Origin of the sequence: Micromonospora zhanjiangensis, from assembly GCF_042650605.1 — a bacterium.
GTDB classification, from domain to species: domain Bacteria; phylum Actinomycetota; class Actinomycetes; order Mycobacteriales; family Micromonosporaceae; genus Micromonospora_J; species Micromonospora_J zhanjiangensis.
This window is the reverse complement of the sequence record NZ_JBHSBN010000006.1, coordinates 1-22,561: the sequence shown is the minus strand read 5'-3', so window position 1 is coordinate 22,561 and position 22,561 is coordinate 1. Positions and strand designations below refer to the sequence as shown.

General features: G+C 70.7%; 20 protein-coding genes, 1 tRNA gene, 1 pseudogene and 1 riboswitch. Of the genes and pseudogenes, 10 read left to right on the top strand and 12 right to left on the bottom strand.

Going from position 1 to position 22,561, the window contains the following annotated elements; all coding sequences use genetic code 11:
* Nucleotides 1-17: 17 nt before the first annotated feature.
* The 4 genes and pseudogenes from ACFOX0_RS10855 to ACFOX0_RS10840 all read right to left on the bottom strand — a co-directional run bounded on the left by ACFOX0_RS10855 (nt 18) and on the right by ACFOX0_RS10840 (nt 4,046).
* Entirely contained in the window at nt 18-668 is a 651-nt protein-coding gene (locus ACFOX0_RS10855; RefSeq protein ID WP_377544872.1) for an aminodeoxychorismate/anthranilate synthase component II, read from the bottom strand.
* Nucleotides 669-679: 11 nt separating this feature from the next.
* Nucleotides 680-991, bottom strand: coding sequence for a hypothetical protein (locus tag ACFOX0_RS10850; protein WP_377544316.1), 312 nt, complete (start codon nt 989-991; stop codon nt 680-682).
* Nucleotides 992-997: 6 nt separating this feature from the next.
* Nucleotides 998-2,065, bottom strand: a pseudogene (locus ACFOX0_RS10845) (class E sortase); the annotation flags it as partial.
* 1,162 nt (nt 2,066-3,227) lie between these two features.
* On the bottom strand, nt 3,228-4,046 hold the full coding sequence (locus ACFOX0_RS10840; protein WP_377544311.1) for a DUF881 domain-containing protein: 819 nt from the start codon (nt 4,044-4,046) through the stop codon (nt 3,228-3,230).
* Nucleotides 4,047-4,283: 237 nt separating this feature from the next.
* On the opposite strand from ACFOX0_RS10840, the gene ACFOX0_RS10835 reads away from it, so the two are divergent.
* Both ACFOX0_RS10835 and ACFOX0_RS10830 read left to right on the top strand, forming a co-directional pair.
* Entirely contained in the window at nt 4,284-4,550 is a 267-nt protein-coding gene (locus ACFOX0_RS10835; RefSeq protein WP_377544308.1) for a cell division protein CrgA, read from the top strand.
* 179 nt (nt 4,551-4,729) lie between these two features.
* Nucleotides 4,730-6,955, top strand: coding sequence for a (Fe-S)-binding protein (locus tag ACFOX0_RS10830; RefSeq protein WP_377544305.1), 2,226 nt, complete (start codon nt 4,730-4,732; stop codon nt 6,953-6,955).
* Between the two features lie 110 nt (nt 6,956-7,065).
* Here ACFOX0_RS10830 and ACFOX0_RS10825 read toward each other — a convergent pair whose 3' ends face one another.
* Nucleotides 7,066-7,746 (bottom strand): DedA family protein, encoded by a 681-nt coding sequence (locus tag ACFOX0_RS10825; RefSeq protein ID WP_377544302.1) that lies wholly within the window; start codon nt 7,744-7,746, stop codon nt 7,066-7,068.
* A 147-nt stretch (nt 7,747-7,893) separates the two neighbouring features.
* Between ACFOX0_RS10825 and ACFOX0_RS10820 the strand changes: the two genes are divergently transcribed.
* The 3 genes from ACFOX0_RS10820 (at nt 7,894) to ACFOX0_RS10810 (ending at nt 11,416) form a co-directional block, all read left to right on the top strand.
* Nucleotides 7,894-9,207 (top strand): hemolysin family protein, encoded by a 1,314-nt coding sequence (locus ACFOX0_RS10820; protein ID WP_377544870.1) that lies wholly within the window; start codon nt 7,894-7,896, stop codon nt 9,205-9,207.
* Nucleotides 9,200-10,243, top strand: a complete 1,044-nt coding sequence (locus tag ACFOX0_RS10815) for a hemolysin family protein (protein ID WP_377544300.1) — start codon at nt 9,200-9,202, stop codon at nt 10,241-10,243. Before ACFOX0_RS10820 ends, ACFOX0_RS10815 begins: the two co-directional genes overlap by 8 nt.
* 174 nt (nt 10,244-10,417) lie before the next feature.
* The gene (locus ACFOX0_RS10810; protein WP_377544868.1) at nt 10,418-11,416 is read left to right on the top strand and encodes a C40 family peptidase; all 999 of its coding nucleotides are present in this window, start codon (nt 10,418-10,420) and stop codon (nt 11,414-11,416) included.
* Nucleotides 11,417-11,565: 149 nt separating this feature from the next.
* On the opposite strand, the gene ACFOX0_RS10805 is transcribed toward ACFOX0_RS10810, so the two are convergent.
* On the bottom strand, nt 11,566-13,569 hold the full coding sequence (locus tag ACFOX0_RS10805; protein ID WP_377544298.1) for an N-acetylmuramoyl-L-alanine amidase: 2,004 nt from the start codon (nt 13,567-13,569) through the stop codon (nt 11,566-11,568).
* A gap of 255 nt (nt 13,570-13,824) precedes the next feature.
* Nucleotides 13,825-13,968: riboswitch (cyclic di-AMP (ydaO/yuaA leader) on the top strand.
* A gap of 84 nt (nt 13,969-14,052) precedes the next feature.
* Between ACFOX0_RS10805 and ACFOX0_RS10800 the strand changes: the two genes are divergently transcribed.
* Nucleotides 14,053-15,012: a C40 family peptidase gene (locus tag ACFOX0_RS10800; RefSeq protein ID WP_377544295.1), complete on the top strand. Its 960-nt coding sequence runs from the start codon at nt 14,053-14,055 to the stop codon at nt 15,010-15,012.
* Nucleotides 15,013-15,091: 79 nt separating this feature from the next.
* Here the strand turns inward: ACFOX0_RS10800 and dcd are convergent, their stop codons facing one another.
* Complete coding sequence (gene dcd / locus ACFOX0_RS10795) at nt 15,092-15,670, bottom strand: dCTP deaminase (protein ID WP_377544292.1); 579 nt, start codon at nt 15,668-15,670, stop codon at nt 15,092-15,094.
* Nucleotides 15,671-15,896: 226 nt separating this feature from the next.
* Here dcd and ACFOX0_RS10790 point away from each other — a divergent pair, with 226 nt between their 5' ends.
* Entirely contained in the window at nt 15,897-16,439 is a 543-nt protein-coding gene (locus tag ACFOX0_RS10790) for a DUF488 domain-containing protein (RefSeq protein WP_377544289.1), read from the top strand.
* 85 nt (nt 16,440-16,524) lie between these two features.
* Nucleotides 16,525-17,037 (top strand): pyridoxamine 5'-phosphate oxidase family protein, encoded by a 513-nt coding sequence (locus tag ACFOX0_RS10785; protein ID WP_377544286.1) that lies wholly within the window; start codon nt 16,525-16,527, stop codon nt 17,035-17,037.
* A 102-nt stretch (nt 17,038-17,139) separates the two neighbouring features.
* Here the strand turns inward: ACFOX0_RS10785 and ACFOX0_RS10780 are convergent, their stop codons facing one another.
* Together ACFOX0_RS10780 and ACFOX0_RS10775 are read right to left on the bottom strand one after the other, a co-directional pair.
* Entirely contained in the window at nt 17,140-18,123 is a 984-nt protein-coding gene (locus tag ACFOX0_RS10780) for a zinc metalloprotease (RefSeq protein ID WP_377544283.1), read from the bottom strand.
* A 154-nt stretch (nt 18,124-18,277) separates the two neighbouring features.
* Nucleotides 18,278-19,273, bottom strand: a complete 996-nt coding sequence (locus ACFOX0_RS10775) for a zinc metalloprotease (protein WP_377544280.1) — start codon at nt 19,271-19,273, stop codon at nt 18,278-18,280.
* 247 nt (nt 19,274-19,520) lie between these two features.
* Between ACFOX0_RS10775 and ACFOX0_RS10770 the strand changes: the two genes are divergently transcribed.
* Nucleotides 19,521-19,594, top strand: a tRNA-Gly gene (locus tag ACFOX0_RS10770).
* Here ACFOX0_RS10770 and ACFOX0_RS10765 read toward each other — a convergent pair.
* The 3 genes from ACFOX0_RS10765 to ACFOX0_RS10755 form a co-directional block, all read right to left on the bottom strand.
* Entirely contained in the window at nt 19,583-19,855 is a 273-nt protein-coding gene (locus ACFOX0_RS10765; RefSeq protein ID WP_377544277.1) for a hypothetical protein, read from the bottom strand. The two genes, ACFOX0_RS10770 and ACFOX0_RS10765, sit on opposite strands and share 12 nt — an antisense overlap.
* A gap of 95 nt (nt 19,856-19,950) precedes the next feature.
* Nucleotides 19,951-20,370: a hypothetical protein gene (locus ACFOX0_RS10760; RefSeq protein ID WP_377544275.1), complete on the bottom strand. Its 420-nt coding sequence runs from the start codon at nt 20,368-20,370 to the stop codon at nt 19,951-19,953.
* Nucleotides 20,371-20,396: 26 nt separating this feature from the next.
* Nucleotides 20,397-20,537 (bottom strand): hypothetical protein, encoded by a 141-nt coding sequence (locus ACFOX0_RS10755; protein WP_377544272.1) that lies wholly within the window; start codon nt 20,535-20,537, stop codon nt 20,397-20,399.
* Nucleotides 20,538-21,061: 524 nt separating this feature from the next.
* Between ACFOX0_RS10755 and ACFOX0_RS10750 the strand changes: the two genes are divergently transcribed.
* Nucleotides 21,062-22,246, top strand: a complete 1,185-nt coding sequence (locus tag ACFOX0_RS10750; protein WP_377544269.1) for an NAD(P)/FAD-dependent oxidoreductase — start codon at nt 21,062-21,064, stop codon at nt 22,244-22,246.
* Nucleotides 22,247-22,561: the final 315 nt, after the last annotated feature.

Genomic DNA, 22,561 nt, shown 5'->3' with positions numbered 1-22,561 from the left:
GCGCCGGTGGGTACGGGTCAGACCGTGACGAAGGCGGCGCGGCGTCGCTCGTCGACCTCGGCGGCCAGGGCCGGTGCCCGGTCCAGCGCCTCCGGCAACCCGCAGTCGGCCAGCCAGTTCGCCAGCATCAGGTGACCGCCCTCGGTCAGCACCGACTCGGGGTGGAACTGCACCCCCTCGATCGGCAGGGTCCGGTGCCGGAGCGCCATCAGCACCCCGGACTCGGTCCAACCGGTCGGCTCGATCTCCGCCGGCAGGGTCTCCGGCCGTACGGTCAGCGAGTGGTAACGGGTCGCGGTAAACGGGTCGGGCAGCCCGCGCAGCACGCCGGCCGACTTGTGCCGCACCTGGGAGGTCTTGCCGTGCAGCAACTCGGGTGCCCGGTCCACGGTGGCGCCGAAGGCCGCGCCGATCGCCTGGTGCCCCAGGCACACCCCGAACAGCGGCAGCTCACCGCCGTACCGGCGGATCACGTCGAGACAGATTCCGGCCCGTTCCGGGGTGCCGGGACCGGGCGAGAGCAGCACCCCGGCCGCACCGAGCCGGCCGACCTCGGCCACGTCGATCTCGTCGTTGCGGCGCACCACGCACTCCGCCCCGAGCTGGCCGAGATACTGCACCAGATTGAAGACGAACGAGTCGTAGTTGTCGATCACGAGGACGCGCACGGTCACCTGGCCTAGCTCCGGGTCGGCGTCGCGCTGGTCCGCGACGAGGGGTTCGGGTTGTTCGTGCTGGTGTTGTAGGGCAGGTCGTGACCATCCCCGGGCTGGCCACTCGACGGCGCGGGAGCCGGTCCGACGTCGGCCGGGTCGTCGGCGGGCGCGCCGCCGTCCTGGGTCACCTGCACGTCGTCGAAGGGCAGCAGGGGTTCCGCCCAGGGAAAGACCACGAACCACAGCAGCGCCATCGTGGCCAGGGTGAGCAGCACCGAGCCGGCGAGCTTGCCGGGCAACCCGAACGGCAGTTTGCGCCAGATCCACCGGTACATCGCCGGTCAGCCCCCCAACTCGGCCGGCCGGCCGGCCGACTTGGGCTGGTCCCGGACGAGCTCCGCGTGCACGATCAACCGCTGGTAGTTGTCGAACTTCGGGTTGCAGGTGGTCAGGGTCAGCATCGCCTTCGTCGGTTTGGCCTTGGGGTTGCCGGGCACCGGGGCCACCACCTCGACCTGGGTGGGCTTGACGATCTGGGTCTGCGAGACCCGATAGACGTACCAGTCGGTCTTGGACTCGGCGATGATGACGTCGCCCTCGTGGAGTTCGTCCAGCCGCCAGAAGGTCGCCTGGTTCCGGTGCCCCGCGACGGAGAAGTTGCCGACCTTCCCGGGCAGCGCGCTCTTCGGGTAGTGGCCGGGGGCGTACCGGATGTCCTTCTGGCTGACTCCCTCGACCACCACCCAACTCTTGCCCAGCTTGGGGATGTACAACCCGGCCATCGGCTTGCCGGCGACCGGTTTGACCGGCCCGGCCGGCGCCTGGCTCGGTCCCACGGTCGGATCGGGCTGCCACTCCTGGGCCAACTCGTTGTGCAGGTCGTCCTGGTGGGCGCCGACGATGGCCGACTTGCCCCACACCTCGTAGCCGGCGAACAGCAGCACCACCACCCCGAAGGTGATCAGCACCTCGCCGGTGAGCCGCAGGCCGGCGCGCAGCCGGGACGCCAGCGAAGGCCGGGTCAACTCGGAGTAGACGCTCTTGTAACCCTCGCCGGTCTGTTCCGGGCGGAGCTTCACCACCCGCTCGCCGCGTCGGGGACGGGCCTGTTCGTCCGCCGCGCCGCCCGGATCCGCCGGGTCGCCGCCGGTCGACCCGTTCCGGCGGACGACCGGCAGCATCGTCGTGTTGTGCGCGTGCCCGACGACCTTGTCCGTCGTCCCGCCCGGCGCGACCGCCCGGCTCGGCTCCGCCCGGCTCGCGCCGGCCCGATTCGACTCGGTCCGGTTCGGCGTCGCCGCGGGTACGGCCGGAATCACCGTGGTCGGCTGGCCGTCGTCCGAGCGGTGTACCGCCGGTAGGGCCGGGATGATCGCGGTGGCGTCGGAGGCGGTGGACCTGGCGGTGTCGACCCGGACCACCGGAATGATGGAGGTGGGCGCCTCGACCGCCCGGCTGGTTCCGGACGCCGGAGTCGGTGTCGGGGTTGGTGCCGACGGGGTTGGCCGGACCGGTGTCGACGAAGTCGGCCGGACCGACGTCGCACCGGTCGGCGCAGGCCCGGCCGGTGTGGACAGAGCCCCGGTTGTCCACACCGGCGCCGGCGACGTCGACGGCCACGAGGCCGGTCCGGACGGAGCCGGGTTCGACCGGGACGGGACTCCGGCAGGTTGTGCCCCCTGTGCCCCGGCAGGCTGTGCTCCTGGCATCCCGGCAGTGGGCCGTACGGCCGGCCAGGCTGTGGCGCCGGCCGCCTGCGGCGTGGATGCTGCCGTTTCGACGGCGGGCCGGGTGGCCCATGAACCGCCGGCCGGCCGAGGAGCGGGTGTCGTCCCGTCGGTCGGTCGAGGGCCGGGGTTCGCTGCTGTCCCGTCGGTCGGACGAGGGGCGGATCGCGGCGTGCCGGTGACAGGGCCGAGGTCGAGCCAGGCCGTCCCGCCGCCCGGTAGGCCACTGCCGGGTTGCCCGCCGCTCGACTGTCCGCTGGCCGAGGCGGGCGTTCCGGTTGCCGGCGACGCGGGGCCGGCCTGCGGGGGGCCGGCCTGTCCCGGCCACGGATTCCACGTCGGCGCGGGCCGCGACCGTGACCTGTCCGGTCGATCGCCCGACCCGGACGTGGGCATCGGTCCGTGGGCCGCCGCCTCGACCGGACCGCCGACCGGTCGGCCGGGCCACGGTGGTGGCGCTGACTCCCGTCCCGTCCGGCCCGAACCGGTAGCTGGTACGCCGGTGCCGGCCGTCGTCGGGCCGGAACCGGCGCCGGATGGCGTACCGGCGCCGGATGGCGTACCGGCGCCGGATGGCGTACCGGTGCCGGTCGACCGACCGGGGCTGCCGGCGGACGTCCACCCGCCGGCCGCCGACGCCGGGCCGGTGGGGGGTGTCACCGGACCGCCCGGCGCTCCCGGACCGCGGACCGGGTGGACGAACGGACCCGCTGTCGGATCGGTCGGTGCGTCCCGCTCGCGGCTCCCGGTCGGCGGCGGCCCGTCGGTCACCCGTGGGATCACCGCGGTCCGATCATCGGGATCGATTGCCCGGTGCCGACCGTTGCGGCCCTCGGTCGGCCCGTCAGCCACCGTTCTCACCTGGCACCTTGGCCGAGCGGAGTGTGCTGGAGCCGTCGAAGGCCGGAACGGTCACGTTGCCCACCGACTCGTGGTAGCCGAGCTGGAAATGGTCAACGGCGTCCCGGAACAACCGGACTCCTTCGGAGGAGGCGAGCGCCCGCTGCATCGCCGCGGGGTCGCCGATTGCGATGATCTTGAACGGTGGTGAGTAGACGCGTCCGTGTAACAGCAACGTGTTACCCACGCAGCGTACCGCGCTGGTGCTGAGGACCCGAACATTCATGATCGACATTGCCTCGGCGCCGCCGGCCCAGAGGGCGTTGACCACGGCCTGGACGTCACCCTGGTGCACGACCAGGTCGTCGTTGCTGGCGCCCTTCGGGAGGCTGCCGTCGGCGGCGCGCGGTGCGTCGTCGAGTTCGACAGTGAGTCCCCGGCCGGCCAGCTTGGTGAAGCCGGCGGCCTGCCGGAAGCCGTTGGCCCGGGCCCGTTGGGCGGCGATCGGTCCGTCCGAGCCGGCCAGCGCCTCGGTCTGGTCCTCGACCTGCTTGCGCAGGGCGGCCGCCTGCTCCTCGCTGGCGGCCAACTGGTCGCGCCGGTCCGTGATGAGCTGGGTGAGCTGGGGCCGCCGGTCGTCCCGCAGGGCCGTGCCGTTGGCGGTGGTGGCGGTGGTGGTGAACAGCACGCCGGCGGCCAGGGCGATCAGCGGCACACCCGCGGACCAGCCCGGCCGCCGCTGCCCCAGGCGCCGGGGCAGCAGGGCCGCTCCGGCCCGGCGGAGGGCCTTCTGCCAGGAGGCGGCACCGGAGGTGTATTCCACCGCGGCTTTCCCTTCGATCGTCGGCTCGACCATGCCATTGTCGGCTCGATCCGCCCCGTACGCCCAGTCGATCGCGAGTGCCTGATCCGACCCGCCGGACCACCCGGTCCGCCCCGTTCGTGGCCTGAATCGTCCGCGCCGACTACGCTAGCTTCCGAACATTATTGGCCATGGACCGTCGCCCCCGCGCCCGGTTGTCAGGCCGGTCGAGGTCGTCACCCCCTCCAGGAGAGCGTCGTGCCCAAGTCACAGGTCCGAAAGAAGAAGGTGTACACCCCGCCGTCCGACGTCCGTCCGACGACGGATGCGGCGACGCGGGGCAAGCCTAGCCCGATCTGGCTGCCGATCACCGCGGTCACGTTGATCGTCTTCGGTATCGCCTGGCTGGTGGTGTACTACCTGTCCGGGACCGCGTACCCGGTGGCGAGTTGGCAGTACTGGAACCTGGCCGTCGGCTTCGGCTCGATGGTCGCCTCGCTGATCCTGCTCTCGCGCTGGCGCTGACCCTCGCCAAATCGCCGCCTGACCGGCGCCTTAAGGTGTCCGGAGGGCGGCGTACGGCCGGCTGCGAGTTTCCTCACGTTACCCACGGGTAACTTTTGCGCGTAGGCTGCACCCGGTGACCGCGCACGCGTGCGCGGTGTCGCAGCCGCTCGCCGCGCAGCAGACCGGGAGGCCAACGCATGGGTAGCGTCCAGATCGTCACGACGGTCGTCGCGGCCGCCATCACCGCCGTGGCGGTGTGGCTGGCCGTCCGCGCGGTGCGGCGGATGACGGCGGTGATCCGCCTCGGTCAGCCCGACCCGGAGCGCTTCGCCGACAAGGGCGCCCGGACCCGCACCATGCTGGTCGAGACCCTCGGGCACACCCGGATGCTGCGCTGGAGCGTGGTGGGCGCGGCGCACTGGACCGTGATGGTCGGCTTCATCGTGCTGTCGCTGCTGGTGCTGGAGGCCTACTTCGAGGTGGTCACGCCCACCGGCGGCCTGCCGTTGATCGGTGGTTGGGTGGTCTACGGCCTGACCACCGAGATCATCGGCGTGCTCGGTCTGATCGGCATCCTGGTCCTGATGGCCATTCGGCTGGCGAACCGGCCGGCCCGGCCCGAGAACCGGTCCCGGTTCACCGGTTCGACCATGTGGCAGGGCTACTTCGTCGAGTGGATCGTGCTCCTGGTCCTGGTCTGCGGTTTCGTCATCCGCGGCTTCAAGGTCGCCACCGACCACTTCGAGTTCCCGTTCTGGGCCACCCCGGTCAGCCACGCCGTCGGCGCGGTACTGCCGGACTGGGACGCCGGCGCCAGCGTCACCGCCATGATCAAGATCATCATTTCGATGACCTGGTTGATCGTGATCTCGCTGAACGTGACCATGGGCGTCGCCTGGCACCGGTTCCTCGCCTTCCCCAACATCTTCTTCAAGCGCAACCCGACGGCGCGGCCGAAGACCGCCTCCGGGCTCGGCGCGCTGCGGCCGATGATGAGCGCCGGCAAGCCGCTGGACTTCGAGGAGGCCGACCCGGAGAAAGACCAGTTCGGGGTCGCCCAGGTCGAGCAGTTCACCTGGAAGGGCCTGCTCGACTTCAGCACCTGCACCGAGTGCGGCCGGTGCCAGTCGCAGTGCCCGGCGTGGAACACCGGCAAGCCGTTGTCGCCCAAGCTGCTGGTGCTCAGCCTGCGTGACCACGCGTACGCCAAGGCGCCGTACCTGCTGGCCGGCGGGGGCAAGGACCTGACCGGGGAGGAGAAGGCCACCGCCGCGCAGTTGGCCCACCTGGACGTGCTGGCCCTGGCCGAGGCGGACCGGCCGCTGATCGGCGGCGCCGAGGACGGCGGGGTGATCGACCCGGACGTGCTCTGGTCCTGCACCACCTGCGGCGCCTGTGTCGAGCAGTGCCCGGTGGACATCGAGCACGTCGACCACATCGTCGACATGCGGCGCTACCAGGTGCTGATCGAGTCGAGCTTCCCGTCCGAGGCCGGCGTGATGCTGCGCAACCTGGAGAACAAGGGCAACCCGTGGGGCGCTCCGCAGAACACCCGGGAGGACTGGACCAAGGGCCTGGACTTCGAGGTGCCCCGGGTCGGCGAGGTCGACGACTTCGAGTACCTCTTCTGGGTCGGCTGCGCCGGCGCGTTCGAGGACCGGGCCAAGAAGACCACCCGCGCGGTGGCCACCCTGCTGCACGAGGCCGGGGTCGACTTCGCCATCCTCGGCGAGGGCGAGACCTGCACCGGTGACCCGGCCCGGCGGATCGGCAACGAGTTCGTCTTCCAGATGCTCGCCCAGCAGAACGTCGAGACGCTGACCGAGGCGTTCGGCGACCGCGAGCCGGCCAAGCGCAAGATCGTCGCAACCTGCCCGCACTGCTTCAACACCCTCGGCAACGAGTACGGCCAGCTCGGCGGCGAGTTCGAGGTGGTGCACCACACCCAGTTGCTGGCCCACCTGGTCGCCACCGGCAAGCTGACGCCCGTCCAGCCCGTCGACGGGGGCGTGACGTACCACGACCCGTGCTACCTGGGCCGGCACAACCGCGTGTTCAGTCCGCCGCGCGAGGTGCTCGGCGCGGCCGTCCAGGGCGACGCCGCGGCCGGAGCCGACGGCGGGGTCACCGAGATGCCGCGCAACAGCGAGCGGTCGTTCTGCTGCGGCGCCGGCGGCGCCCGGATGTGGATGGAAGAGAAGATTGGCAAGCGGATCAACGTGGAGCGGGTGGAGGAGGCCCTCGCCACCGGCGCGAAGACCATCGCGGTCGGCTGCCCGTTCTGCTACACCATGATCGGCGACGGGGTTACCGGCAAGGGCGTCGCGGACCAGGTCGAGGTGGTGGACGTGGCCACCGTGCTGCTGCGCTCGGTGAAGCCGGAGGACCGGACCGAACCGGAGGCCGCCGCCACCGGCGCCTGACCGCGAGGCGACGGGGGCGTCCGGACGTACCCCCGGGGTGCGGGAGCGGACCCGGATCCGACCGGGCGGCCGTCCGCCCGTCGGGTCCGGCGTCCCGGCGGCGGGACGTCTCAGCCGGCGTCCCGATCCCCGGCGGCGGCCGTGTCCCGGGCACCGGACCGGGACAACCGACGCACCACGAACCAGCCGATGCCCAGCAGCACACCGCCGATGACGACCTTCTGGAACAGCCCCGAGTACTCCTCCACCCGCCACCAGTTCTCGCCGAGCAGATAGCCGGCGAACACGAAGACGGAGTTCCAGATCAGGCTGCCCAGGGTCGTCAGCACCAGGAACCGAGGCATCGACATCCGTTCGACCCCGGCCGGGATCGAGATCATGCTGCGGAAGATCGGGATCATCCGTCCGAAGAACACCGCCTTGCCGCCGTGCCGGACGAACCACGCCTCGGTGCGGTCCACGTCCTCGACCTTGACCAGGGGCAGCCGGCGGGCGATCGACCGGGTCCGGTCCCGGCCGAGCAGCGCGCCGACGTAGTAGAGCGCGACCGCCCCGACCACCGAGCCCAGCGTGGTCCAGCAGATGGCCGACGCCAGACCGATGTCACCCTGGCTCGCCGCGAACCCGGCCAGCGGCAGGATCACCTCGCTGGGCAGCGGCGGGAAGAGATTCTCCAGGGCCACCGCGAGGCCGGCGCCCGGCGCCCCGAGGGTCTCCATCAGATCGGTGGCCCAGCCGGCGATGCCGGTCGGCTCCGGCTGTGCGGCCCGGGGGTACGCGAGGTCGCTCATCGGATCGACCCTAGGTAACGACTCTGGGAGTTCCCTGATGGAAGGATCGACGCGGCTGGAGGACCCGTACGCGTGCCCGCGGTCGGACCCGTGGGACAATTCCGCCGAGGTGAACCAATCATCGACAGCCCGATCCTGACCACGCTGCTGCCACTGGTCGGCTTCGCACTGCTGACCGCCGGCAACGCCTTCTTCGTGGCCGCCGAGTTCGCCCTGGTAACCGTGGACCGGGCGGAGATCGACCAGCGCGCCGGCGGCGGCGACCGGCGGGCCGCCACGGTCCGCAAGGCGCTGCGCGAGCTCTCCTTCCAACTCTCCGGCGCCCAGCTCGGCATCACCATCACCGCCCTGCTCACCGGTTATCTCGCCGAGCCGGCCCTGGCCCGGCTGTTCGGGCCGGTGCTGCGACCGCTGGCCGGCTCGGCCGCCGACGGCATCACGCCGGTGCTCGCCCTCGCCCTGGCCACCCTGCTGTCCATGCTCTTCGGTGAGCTGGTGCCGAAGAACGCGGCGCTGGCCCGGCCGATGCCCGCGGCGCTGGCCACCGCCGCGCCGATGCGTGCCTTCTCCCGGGTCTGTGGCTGGCTGATCCGGGCGTTGAACAACTCGGCGAACTGGTTGGTCCGCCGGCTCGGTGTCGAACCGCAGGAGGAACTGGCCAGCGCCCGGTCGCCCGAGGAACTGGGCCTGCTCGCCGCGATCTCGGCCCGCGCCGGCGCCCTGCCGTCGGACACCGCCATGCTGCTGCAACGCACCATCCGGTTCGGGGACAAGCGGGCGGCCGAGGCGATGACCCCGCGGGTCGACGTGGTGGCCCTGCGGGCCACCGCCACCGTGGCCGAGCTGCTCGCCCTGTCCCGGGAGACCGGCCGGACCCGGTTCCCGGTGTACGAGGACACCCTCGACCTGGTGACCGGTGTCGCCGGGGTGCCCGACGCGCTCGGCGTACCGCCGGCCCGGCGGGCGGCCACGACGGTGGCGGCGGTGGCCCGGGAGCCGGTCTACGTACCGGAGAGCCTCGACCTCGACGGGGTGCTCGCCCAGCTGCGTACGGCCGGCGCCGACCTGGCCATCGTGGTCGACGAGTACGGCGGCACCGACGGCGTGGTGACCGTGGAGGACCTGGTCGAGGAGCTGGTCGGGGAGATCGCCGACGAGTTCGACCCGGCCAGCATCGCCGACAGCGGCGGGCTGGAGCTGACCGTGCCGGGCGGCGAGCGCACGCTCCTGGTCGACGGGGTGCTGCGCGAGGACGAGCTGGCCGAACGGACCGGCTTCCGGTTGCCCGAGGGCCCGTACGAGACCCTCGCGGGCTTCCTGCTGGCCCGGCTCGGGCACATCCCGGTGGCCGGCGAGACGGTCGAGGAGCGCGGCTACGAGTTCACCGTCGTCGAGGTGGACCGGCACCGGATCGAGCAGGTCCGGGTGGTCCGTCCGGAGAACGGCGAGGACCATGGGTAACCTGCTGATCACCGTTCTGCTGTTGCTCGGCAACGCGTTCTTCGTGGGCAGCGAGTTCGCCCTGATCGCCTCCCGGCGTACGGTGATCGAGCCGCTGGCGGCGGAGTCGAAGCGGGCCCGTTGGACGCTGTCGGCGATGAACCAGATCCCGCTGATGATCGCCGGCGCGCAGCTCGGCATCACCATCTGCTCGCTGGCCCTGGGTGCCATCGCCGAGCCGGCCCTGGCCCACCTGCTGGAGGCGCCGTTCGCGGCGGTCGGGTTGCCGGCCGCCTCACTGCACCCGATCGCCTTCGTGCTGGCGCTGGGCATCGTGATCTTCCTGCACACCGTGGTCGGCGAGATGGTGCCGAAGAACATCACGCTGGCCGGTCCGGAGTCGTCCGCGGTCTGGCTCGGGCCGGTGATGCTGGCCTTCTGCCTGGCCACCAAGCCGTTGCTGCTGGCCATGAAGTGGGCCTCCCGGCAGGTGCTGCGGCTGTGGCGGATCGAGGCGGCGGACGCGGTCAAGACGGTGTTCACCGCCGAGGAGTTGGCCGGGCTGGTCTCCCAGGCCCGGACCGAGGGGTTGCTCGGTTCGGAGGAGCACGCCCGGATCACCGGCGCGCTGGCCCTGCACGAGCGCACCGCCGCGGACGCCCTGCACCCGTGGTCGACGGTGACCACGGTGGCCGAGGACGTCTCGCCGGCGTCGCTGGAGGTGCTGGCCACCCGTACCGGCCGGTCGCGGTTTCCGGTGGTGCAGCGGTCGACCCGGCGGGTGCTCGGCTTCGTGCACGTCAAGGACGTGCTCGGGTACGAGGGGGCGAGCCGTCGGGCACCGGTGCCGTCGGACGTGTTCCGGCCGTTGGCGGTGGTCCCACCGGACCGCACCCTGGCCGACCTGTTGCTGGCGATGCGTCGGGAACGTCGACACATGGTGCTGGTCAGTGACGGCCGGGCTCCGCTGGGTGTACTCACGCTCGACGACGTATTGACGGCAATCGTGGGAAATAACGCGGAAACCGTTGTGGCGAAACCGAATGTGTCCGCCTGATCGCACTGCGCAGGTGTGACCGAACTCTTTCTTGATTCGGCGGGAAAGCTTCCCTAATGTGGGGCTCCGACCGCTCGGGACGTCGACCTCCACTTCCCCTTCGGGAGGCACCCGGCGGTAATTGTCGCCAGAAGGAGTCGGTGCTCGGTGGCCCACGTGCCCGTCAGCCCGCGCATGCCAGTTCGACCACCGCACGGTCGACGGCGGCTGCGCAGGGTAACCAATCACCTGCTCGCTGCCGCGATGATGGCCTGTACGGTGCTGCTGCCCGCCGCGCACGCCCAGGCCGCGCCCTCGATCGGCGAGATCGAGGCGCAGATCGACAAGCAGTGGGAGCAGCTCGAACCGACGATCGAGCAGTACAACAAGGTGCACAGTCAGCTCGTCGTCAACCGCAAGAAGTCGGACCAGCTGCGGGACAAGATCCAGCCGCTGTCGTTGCAGACCGCGCTCGCCCTCGACCGGGTCGGTGACCTCGCGAACCGCTACTACCGGGTCGGCCCGAACGACGAGATCAGCGCGCTGCTGCGCGGTGGCAAGCCGGCCAGCCTGATCGACCAGCTCACCATGCTGGACCGGATGGCGGCCGACGAACGCGAGCGCATCGCCGGGGTGATCGCGGCCCGGGACAAGTACAACACCGAGAAGAACCAGCTCGACATCCTCATCGTCCAGCAGGCGAAGCAGGACGCCGAACTGGCCGCCCGCAAGAAGCAGATCGACGGCGAGGTCGACCGGCTGCAGAAGCTGCGGCTCGCCGCGTACGGAAAGAGCGGCTCGGGTGGCGCGTTGCGCAAGGGTCCGTGCCCGGCCGACTACGTCGGTGGCGCCGCCGGCACCGTGGTCAAGGTCGCCTGTGCCCAGATCGGCAAGCGGTACGTCTGGAACACCGACGGGCCCAACACGTTCGACTGCTCCGGCCTGACCAAGTACGCCTGGGGCAAGGTCGGCGTCAGCCTCACCCACTTCACCGGCGCGCAGTGGAACGAGGGCAAGGCGATCAGCCGTTCCCAGGCCCGCCCCGGTGACCTGGTCTTCTTCTACGGCGACCTGCACCACGTCGGCGTGTACGTCGGCAACGGCATCATGGTGCACGCGCCCCAGGAGGGCGAGCCGGTGAAGATGACCGAGATCGACGTGATGCCGGTGGCCGGCTTCCGCCGACCCGGCTGATCCCCGGTCCGGCTGATCCCCGGTCCGTCCGCCGGTCCGGGTCGGTCCAGGGCCCGCCGCGAACCGCACGAGAGAGCCCCTGGTGGATCCGTCCACCAGGGGCTCTCCGCTGTGCCGGGACCGTCAGAACGACGGACGACGGGTCACCGTCAGCGCGGCGCGCCGATCGGGGACGGCAGGAGCTGCACGTCGTCCAGGTTCACGAACATCACCCGGTGTCCGAACTGGATCTGCACGTACCGCATCGTGCCGCGGATCACGGTGAAGTCGCCCGGTGACGAACCGTCGAAGGTGGTCGCCCGGTAGTACTCGCCGGTGGCCACGCCGCCCACGGCGTACCGCTGCCCGGCGGCCAGGGTGTACTGCAGCGGGGCGAGTGCCTGCACGGGTACGCCGGCCGGGTAGGCCGTCGCCTCCGGGTAGGCCCGGCCGTACACCGGGATGGTCGCCTTGCCCGCCTTCGGCGTGACCACCAGACCGAGCGACCACTTGGCGGTCGGCGCGGCCTTCGGGTTACGGAACCAGGCCTTCTGCCCGAGGTACCAGATGGCGGTCCAGTCACCCTGCCGGTCGGCGACCGCGTACGTCTGGCCGGTCGAGGCCCGCGCCCCGTGGTCGGAGACGTGCATCGTGGACGGTGCGCCGTTCGGGTGCAGGCCCTCGTCCAGGACCAGTGGCGCGTCGTCGCTGGGCGCGTTGTGCAGCACCACCGCGGACGAGCCGCGCGACGGACACGGCGTGCTGGGCGGGATGTCCGGGTTCGGCTTGTTCGGCGGCTGGGTGGCGCAACCGGTGAACACCGGCCGGTTGGTGGCGTAGTCCGGGTCGATGGTGACCAGCCCGGTCAGCGAGGTGCCGGTGCTCCAGAACGGGCGGTGCAGCAGGTCGAAGTAGTGCCCCCAGTCCCAGTACGGTCCCGGGTCCCAGTGCATGCCGCGGACCGTGGCCGGGGTGGTGCCCGGTACGTTGTCGTGCCCGATGATGTGCTGCCGGTCCAGCGGGATGTCGAACCGCTTGGCCAGGTAGCCGACCAGCTTGGCCGACGAGCGGTACAGCGCCTCGGTGAACCAGGTGCCGGCGGCCGCGAAGCCCTCGTGCTCGATGCCGACGGACTTGGCGTTGACGTACCAGTTGCCGGCGTGCCAGGCCACGTCCTTGCTCTTGACGTGCTGGGCGACGTGCCCGTCCGCCGAGCGCATGGTGTAGTTCCAGCTCACGTACGTCGGGTCCTGGACCTGGCCGATGGTGGTGTTGTAGTAGCCCTCGGTGTCGTGGATGACGATGTACTCGATCTTCTGCCGCTTCGGCCGGTCGCTCAGGTCGTGGTTGCCGTAGTCGCCGGCGCCCGGCCCGTACTTCTCGTACGGCGCGGGGATCCACTCGCAGGAGATGTCGACCGGGCACTCCAGGCCGTCGGGCCGTTCGGCGCGGCGCAGGCCCAACCGGTCCAGCCAGGACCGGGCCGGGGCCAGCCCGGCGCGGGCGGCCAGGGTGAGCCGGTGCCCGTCGTCGGTCACCCGGGTCATCCCGTCCCGGAGGGTGCCGTACACCTCGTCGGCGAAGCTGCCGGCGCCGTCCGCGGTGTCCGCGCCCGAGTACCGGGCCACCGCGCCGTACCAGGCCGCGGGGTCGCTGCCGGCTCCGGTCGGGGCACCGAGACCCTTCTGGTACGACGCGAGCAGCGCGGCGCCGCCCCGGATGTTGGCGGCCGGCTGGGTACGTAGCGCCTCGGCCGCGCTGCCGGTCAGCCGGGCGGCGGCGTCCAGCGTCTGCAGGGCCGCCGCGGTGGGCGCGTCGGGATCGGGCGCCTGCGGCCCGGTGACCCGCAACGCGGGCCGCGAGTCGTCGCCCCGCGGGTCCTCGTCCGTGTCGACGTGACGGGCGGCGGTCAGCCCGGCGACGTACCGGCCGTCGGTGAGGTGCATCGGGCCGAACCCGCCGCCGGTGCTGGGCGTGCCGGCGTTGGTGTCCCAGCGCGATTCCAGGTAGGAGACGGCGAGCAGTACGCTCTCGGGCACGCCGAACTCGGCCGCCGCGGCGGCGTACTCCTGTTGCCGGCTGTCGGTCGGCGCGGCCGTCGCCGGCGTGGCGCCGGCGGGGGTGAGCGCCGCGGCGCCCACCAGCGCGGTGCTGAGCAGGATCCGCCTGCCCACGGGCACTCTCGGTCGGTGCATCGGACCTCCAAATCGGGGGTGGGTGACAGTGGTCACCCTCACCCCTGGCATGGCGGGTCGTCAATAGCTGCCGGTGCTGTGCCTGATAGCCGTAGGAAACCTTCACTGGTAATCGCGAATACCGTGCGTCATGAATAACGAATGAAGGTGTGTCGCGACTTGCAATTCACCGCTGCGTTTCCCTACTCTTGGTGACCGTCGATCCGGCGGTAGCTCGCCCATCCCGGGCGGCGGCGGGTCGACACGCCGAATCGTCACGCACGAGCCGGGGACCCAGGCAACACCGGGGTGAATCCGCAGCACCACCGCGGTAGGGCGCACCACTCTCCTCTCCGCCCGAACCCGTCAGCTAACCCGGTAGGCGGTCAGGGAGAAGGAGTACCGACCCCGGTGGCACACCATGCCCCGCGGTCCCGGTCCGTCCGGTCGGCGCCCGCCGACCGTGCGACCGCGCGACCGCGTTTGCGATGGTCCGTCATTTCCACCGCGTTCACCGCGGTAGCCAGCGCCGCCGCGCTGCTCATCGGCGCGGCCCCCGTCCACGCCGCGCCGTCGGTCAGCGACATCGAGAAGCAGATCGACACGGCGTGGAACGATCTCGAACCGACGATCGAGAAGCACAACGCCGTCAGCCAGGACCTGGCCAAGAAGAAGAAGCTGGCCGACGAGCTGGCCCGGAAGATCCAGCCCCTGCAGTTGCAGGTGGACCTGGCGATGAGCAAGGTCGGCGAGTTGGCGGTCCGGGCCTACAAGGGCGACGAGGCCTCGGCCCTGAACGCCATCCTGGCCACCGGCTCCCCGAAGGAGCTGATCAACAAGCTTGAGGTGCTCGACCAGTTCGCCCGCGACCAGCAGCAGGACGTCCAGGCGGTGGTCGACCTCAAGGCGAGGTACGCCGCGCAGAAGGCGCCGCTGGACCGACTGGTCGCCCAGCTGACCCGGACCGAGGCCGAACTGGCCAAGAAGAAGAAGGACATCGACACCGAGATCGCCCGGCTGCAGAAGCTGCGCCTGCAGGCGTACGGCAGCGGGGCGGGAGGTGTCTTCAAGCCGGCGCCCTGCCCGGCGAACTACCCGGGTGGCAACGCCGGAAAGGTGGTCAAGTTCGCCTGTGCGCAGATCGGCAAGCCGTACATCTGGGGTGCGTCCGGTCCGGGCAGCTACGACTGCTCGGGCCTGACCATGGCGGCCTGGGCCCAGGTCGGAGTCAACCTGCCGCACAACGCGGCCCAGCAGCACTCGCTGGTGAGGTCGGTCAGCCGGGCCGAACTGATACCCGGTGACCTGGTGTTCTACAACAACCTGGCGCACGTCGGGATGTACGTCGGCAACGGTTGGGTGGTGCACGCGCCGCAGAGCAACGACCACGTCCGGATGAGGAAGATCGACGGCGGCATCGTCGGCTACGGCCGACCGGGCTGACCGGCTCTTCCGATACCTGTCGCGAAGCCCTCCCCGCCGAACCCGGCGGGGAGGGCTTCCGCTCTCGCGCGGCGTCGGGTCAGGCGGTCGGCCAGGTGCGCCAGTTCTGCCAGGACCGGCTCGGGGTCGGTCCGCGCTGGCCCTGGTAGCGCGAGCCGTACACCGCGGAACCGTACGGATGCTCGGCCGGCGACGAGAGCCGGAAGATGCAGAGCTGACCGATCTTCATGCCCGGCCAGAGCTTGATCGGCAGGTTGGCCACGTTGGACAGCTCCAGCGTGACGTGCCCGGAGAAGCCGGGGTCGATGAACCCGGCCGTGGAGTGCGTCAACAGGCCCAGCCGACCCAGGGAACTCTTGCCCTCCAGCCGGCCGGCCAACTGGTCGCCGAGCGAGATGACCTCGTACGTGGAGGCCAGCACGAACTCGCCGGGGTGCAGCACGAAGGGCTCGCCGGCCGGCACCTCGACCAGTGACGTCAGGTCGTCCTGCTGGGTGGCCGGGTCGATGTGGGTGTAGAGGTGGTTGTTGAAGACCCGGAACAGGCGGTCCAGCCGGACGTCGATGCTGGACGGCTGCACCAGCGCCGGTTCGAACGGCTCCAGGGCCAGGTTGCCCGTCTTGATCTCGGAGACCAGGTCCCGGTCGGAGAGCAGCATCGTGCCAGCCTATCGAGCCGCCCCGCGGGGGAGTTGCCAGGTGTGACCGGGCTCGACAACTGATCGGCCTGATCGGTCCGGTTGGCCGATTGGGATCCTTCGTGCGGCTCCGCCAGCGGTTGTGGGCAGGCGCTGCGTTTGAGGATCCAAGGGCGGGGTAGGAGTCGATCGAGCACGGTGCCCCCGTACGGTTCCGGCTCGAGACCCACCTCAACGAAGCCGGCATATGACATCGCGGGAGATCTGGACGATCGGGCACTGGACGTGCCCGGAATCGGCGTTCCTCCAGCCATTGCACGCGCACGACATCGGGCTGCTCGCCGACGTGCGTGCGCAGCCCGGATCGCGACGCAACCCGCAGTTCGGGCGCGACGCGATGCCGCGTTGGCTGGTGCGGGCCGGCATCGACTACGTCCATCTGCCCGAACTGGGCGGTCGACGCCGCAAGCAGGACGTGGACCCTGACATCAACGCCGGGTGGCGGCAGCCGAGCTTCAAGAACTACGCCGACCACACCCTCGGGTCCGAGTATCGCAAAGGCATCGAGACACTGACCGACCTCGCCGAAGATCACCGCGTCGCGGTGATGTGCGGCGAACCGATGCCGTGGCGCTGCCACCGGCTGCTCATCGCCAACACCCTCGCGGCGCGGGGCTGGACGGTGTGGCACCTGATCGGGGGCGCCGAGCCACGACGGCACGAACTGGGCCAGTGGGGTGCGACCCCTTCGGTCGACACGGCCGGGCACGTGACGTACCCGGCGGCGTGACACCGCACGGCCGCAGCCAGGTACGCGGCCGGATCCGTGCGTGTCGGAACGGGCGTGTCGAACAAATGTTCGATAGAATCACCGCATGGCTTCCTGGTCCGAATTCGCCGCCGATGATCCCCGCCTCGCCGAGGCGATCCGGCTGCTCATGCAGCAGTACGGGCCGGGCTTCGGTTACCTGGCCACCGTCCGCGCCGACGGCGGGCCCCGGGTCCACCCGGTCTCGCCGGTGATCACCGACGAGGGGTTGTTCTGCTTCGTCGTCGACTCACCGAAACGGCGCGACCTCGAACGCGACGGACGCTACGCGTTGCACTCCTTCCCACCCGAGGACAGCGACGACGAGGCGTACGTGGCCGGTCGGGCCCGCCCGGTCACCGACCGGGCCCGGGTCGCCCGGTTGGCCCGCAGCCACCGGGCCGCCCCGCACGCCGACTGGCGGCTCTTCGAGTTCACCGTCGACGTGGCGATGCTGGCCCGGCACCGCACCGGCGACCGGTCGCCCGCCGACCGCCCCGGCGTCCAGGTCTGGCTCGACCCGACCGGCGGGCAGCAGCTCGTCGGCGCCGCCGCGTCCTGCCCCGGCGCGGCCGCCTGACGCGCCGGCCGGCAGCCACGAGAACGGCGCCGGTCCCGGGGGGAACACCCCGGGACCGGCGCCTCGTTCGTTCGCTACCGCCGCGTCACGCGCGGATCCGCGTCATGCCGCCCGGTAGGCGTTCCAGGCGCTCAGCATCCGGCTCGCCTGACCCGCCGTGAACTGGTACATGCACGAGTCGTACGTGTAGTCCATGAAGTTGTGGATCGGGTCGACACCCGTCGACGAGCAGGTGTCCCGACCGGTCGGGCACTGGTAGGCCGGCGACGCCTCGGCCGGGGTGTCGGAAACCTGGTCACCCGAGCCGGAGCAGCCGCCCTGGAAGGTGTGGTACAGGTTCAGCCAGTGGCCGACCTCGTGGGTGCCGGTGTCGCCCTGGTTGTAGTTGGTGGCCGTACCGCCGGGCAGCGACTCGTTCAACGCCACCACGCCGTCCATCTTGTCCAGCGACGTCTTCGGGAAGGTGGCCCAGCCGAGCAGCCCGTCGCTCAGCTCGCCGAGGTAGAGGTTGAGCGTGTTCTTGCCGCCCTGACGCAGGCTGGTCTTCATCGACCGCTCCGCCGACGAACCCTGGACGATCGGGTACCAGGACGGGTTGGTCACCCGGTTGATCTTCTGCAGGCTGAACCCGAACGCGGTGGCCGCACCGCCGGTGCTGCCCGCGTACGCCTGGTTCAGCACGCTGATCTGCGAGTTGATCAGCGAGTCGGGGATGTTGCCACCGGCCCGGGTGCTGTCCCGCTGGATCACGTGCACGACCACCGGGATGGTGATCGAGGCCAGCGGCGTCACGCCGAGGCTCCGTTGCGTGGACGCCCGGGCGCGAAGCGCGTTGGCGAGGTCGGCCTCGCGCTGCGCGACCTGCGCCGCGGTCAACGAGTCGGGGTCGTGCGCGGCGGGGGTGCCGGGCCGGGCCTTGGCGTTGGCCGGGGCGCTGCTGGCGTCCGCGCACCCGGCGGACGGCTTGGCGCCGGCCAGCGCCTGCGCGGGAGCGACGGCACTGGCGGCCGTGCTGCCGAGCAGCAGGACCAGCGAGCTGGAAGCCAGACCGGCGGAACGCCAGGTCAGCTTGTGACGAAGCCTCATGGGCAGACCTCTCTCAATACCGCCGGACGGGGGTTGTTCCGGCGGGAAAACGTGAGCAGACGCTACATGCGATCGACGCATTTGCAAACGTCTTTCACGTTGGGTCACGCCCCGGTACGCGTACGAGCGCTGCCGGGCTTCGGCGTTGCTGCACTCAGTGTTGTCGGTAGGCCACCCAGCCCTGGACCATCCGGTTCACCTGGCCGGCCGTGAACTGGTACATGCACGCGTCGCTTGTGTAGTCCATGAAGTTGTGGATCGGGTCCAGCCCCGGCCGCGTCCGGCAGGTGTCCCGCCCGGTCGGGCAGCCGAATGCCGGCTCCCCCTCACTCGGCGTGTCGCCCACCTGGTCGCCCGCGCCCGTACAACCGCCCTGGAAGGTGTGGTAGAGATTCAGCCAGTGGCCGACCTCGTGGGTCGCCGTGTCGCCCGCGTCGAACGGCTTCATCGTGCCGCCCGGCAACGACTCGGCCAGCACCACCACCCCGTCGTCCTTGGTCAGCTTCGCCTCCGGGAAGGTCGACCAGCCGAGCAGGCCGTCACCGAGCAGTCCGGTGTAGAGGTTGAGCGTGCCCGCGCCGCCGACCCGGAGCTTCGCCTTCATCGTCTGCTCCTGCCGGCTCGCCACCCCGATCGGGTACCAGTCCGGCCGGGTCACCCGCTGCACCTTGGCCAGCTTGAACCGGAACGGCGACGGCGCACCGCCGGTGCGGCCCCCGTACGCCTGGTTGAGCACCGCGATCTGCGCGTCGATCATCGACTGCGGGATGTCCCCACCGGCCCGGGTCCGCGCCTTGGAGATCACGTGCACCACCACCGGGATGACGATCGCCTTCGGCGCGGACCTGTCGGCGGTCGCGCGCCGGGCGTACCGGATGGTGGTTTCCCGCTCGCGCAGAGCGACCTGGGCGGCGGTCAGTTCGTCGGGGTCGCGCCGGCCCGGCGCCCGCGGCCCGACCCGGGCCGCCGGGGCAGGGTGTACGCAGGTCGGGTCGCCGGCCAGCCGGAGCGCCGTCGCCGCGCCGGTCGTCGGCCCGACCCGCCGCGCCGGCACCACGGCCGGCGGCGCCGCGGTCGCGAGCATGATCATTACGACGGCCGGCGCCAGGCCCGCCGGACGTGCCGACAACCGGGTACGGTGCGATCCCATCGCCTCACCTCTTCGCCCTGTGGCCCGGTGATCGACCCGGGACCTACTCGGTGCAACTGATCGCATGCCGTCGGTGACTCGGCGCGGCCCTCGCTGCCATCCGTTCGGGTCCGGTGTCCGGGGGTTTCATGATCCGGAAGAGTTCGGCCGGTCCTGGCGAGCAGAACTCTCCGGGATCATGAGGAGTGTCGAAGTGTGGGGCCGGTGAGTGCATGATCGAGGTGGAGCAGGTAGAGTGGGGCCGCTTGCGGGTGTAGTTCAATGGCAGAACATCAGCTTCCCAAGCTGACAGTGCGGGTTCGATTCCCGTCACCCGCTCCACACGAAAGGCCCTGGCCAGGACGACAGTCCAGCCAGGTCCTTCGATGTTGCTGCGGCCAAAAGCGCCCGGCGGGCCATCGACGGGCCACTAGCCACGCTTTTCCCCTTGCTCTTGCCCTTGGCGGAGGAGCCAACCGCCGGCTTCTTGGCTTTCTTGCGCTCGGCCTTCACCGCGTCGCTCACCGCCTGGGCGATGGCCCGCTCCGCCTCCGAGGTGGCGTGCTGGTAGATCATGGCGATTTGCGCCGAGTCGTGACCCATCCGGGCCATCAGGTCGCGGGTGCTCGCACCGGTCCTGGCCGCACGGCGCGATGCTCGCCGCACGGGACGCACTCGCCGGGTGAGCCGGGCCGCCGTCACTCGGCGCCGGACAGCTCCATCGCGACGTCGAGCTCGCGCCGCTTCGCTGGAGAGAGGACCCCGATCCGCTCGATCAGGTACTCCCCGCCGAGGGACAGCATCCAAGTGCAGAAAATCTTCCCATCCATGGGGAGCGCCACCCGCACGACACCATCCTCGGCGAGACCCTCCTGCGCCCCGAAGAAGACTTCGATGCCGATCGCCCGCACGTCCGGCCCGGCCGCCTCGACGACGCGGCGCCGCTCATCCGCGTCGACCGCCTGCTCACCAGACATCAGCAGGAACCCCTGCTTCTCGACCGGCGTGGCCGGGGCAACGATCTGCGCCGCCCGGAACTCCGGCCCCGCACCACCCGACAGCAGCACGACGGGTCGCTTGTCGTCGAACTGTGCCCACCAGAGCTCGCCGCGTTCCATACGCCGACACTATCGCGCGGACAGGCTCAGGTGAGACCGCAGCCGAGGTAGCGGGCGACGGTCGCGGCAGGCTGCTCGACCACCCGGCCAGTCACCAGGTCCCGGGAAAGCCGCAGGTACTGCGCGTGCCTCAACGCCAACGGCGTCGTCGAGAAGTTCGCCAGCACACGTCACCAGCAGACGCCCGTCACCACGATCAAACGCACCCGCTACCCCTACCTGAGCTGTGTCAAGGATTCTGGACAGGTCTCGGTAGGATTGCTGGTCAGGCGTGGGTTGTAGTCGGAGGGCCTCGGCCAGGGTTCGGTCGGCGGCAGCCTCGACGGCTGGTCCGCAGCTGACGTCTGTCCGGTCCTGAGCCTACCCATGATCACGTGCACGGATCTAGCCGCCGACCGCGCGTGAGCCGTGCCCGGCGTTGGGCGCGAACCGCCGGGCTTGTGCGGGCCTCGATGAGCTCTTCGACCGTCTGGTTGCTCGGGGGTGAGTGGTTGAGGACGCCGGGCAGTGACCTGCCCTGAAGGGGGTGTGTTCGCCCCCCCGGGTGGCGTGCATCCCGGGAGCAGGGGGTCCGACCGTGAGGACTCCGCGTGTCGAGCCCACGCCTGTGGAGTGGTCTGCCTCACACGTTGTCAGAACGATCGGTCACGCGGTGTCTTGAGGCCGAACCCCTGGAAACGGAGGAGCCACTATGACTGGGAACATTGATGTGGTCGTGGTCGGCGGTGGGTACGCCGGTGTCATGGCGGCCAATCGTCTGAGGCAGCGCGACGATGTGGCTGTGGCGTTGATCAATCCGCGCCGGATGTTTGTCGAGCGGATCCGTCTGCACCAAGTGGTGGGCGGGTCCGACGACGCGGTCGTCGACTACCGAGAGGTCCTGGCCGAGGGCGTGCGGCTGGTGATCGACACGGTGACTCGGATCGACGCGGCCGGGCGCAGCGTGACGTTGGCCGGCGGCGGCACGGTCGGCTACGGCTACCTGATCTATGCGGTGGGAAGTGGCAGCGCCGACCCGGGCGTGCCCGGAGCGGCCGAGTTCGCCTACCCGATTGCCAGTCTGGAGGAGGCGCAGCGGCTGCGGCCGGTCGTCGACGCCGCGCCTGCAACGGCTGCGGTGACGGTTGTCGGAGCCGGCCCGACCGGCATCGAGACCGCCGCCGAGCTGGCGGAGGCGGGCCGCCGGGTGACGCTGGTGTGCGGCGGGGTGCTCGGCCCGTATCTGCACGCGCGGGGTCGGCGCTCGGTTGCCAAGCGGCTGGCCAGGCTCGGTGTGACCGTGCTCGACGGCCCCGGCGCGAAGGTGACGGCGGTGACCCGCGATACCGTGCAGGTGAGCGACGGCCGCACGCTGCCGAGCCAGGTGACCGTCTGGACCGCCGGCTTCGGCGTGCCCGATCTGGCCGGCCGCAGCGGGCTGAGCACCGACGCGCTGGGCCGCCTGCTCACCGACGAGACGTTGACCAGCGTGGACGACGTGCGCATCGTCGCGGCGGGGGATTCGGCGGCACCGTCGGACCTGCCGTTCCGGATGAGCTGCCAGGCCGCGACGAGGATCGGTGCGCACGCCGCCGACACGCTGCTGGCCCGGATCGCGGGTGAGCAGCCGGCGCCTATCAACCTGGGGTTTTTCGGCCAGTGCATCAGCCTGGGGCGTCGCGCCGGCATCTTCCAGTTCGCCTCGAAGGACGACACCGCGAACGGGTTGTACATCGGCGGCGGCCCGGGCGCGAAGCTCAAGGAGTTCGTCTGCAAGCACACCGTCAAGCATCTGGCGGACGAGGCACGCAAGCCCGGCTCGCTCACCTGGGTCAAGGATGACAAGCGCCACGAGTTGCTGCGGGCCAAGCGCGGCGAAGCGCGGGCCACCCGCTGAACGGACAGCCTGGGCCACGCATCGGCGCTCCCAGCTCGAACGGCTACCAACTACCGAGAGTGTCCCATTCGAGCTCCGTCCCTGCCGAATGGTCCCAAGACACCGGAGTCACCTACACAAGGCAAGGAACAACCGCATGAACCTCGCTCTTTGGATTGCTACCGGACTGCTGGCAGCAGTCTCCCTAACCTCGGTCTTTCACGGTGGCCGTGATCTTGAGGGTTGGGAAGGGTCTGTAGAGACAGCGAAGTGCCTGCCGCGTAAGGAAAACTGACCGGTGTCGAGTCGTTCAGAGTTCCACGCGCGGAAGGCACT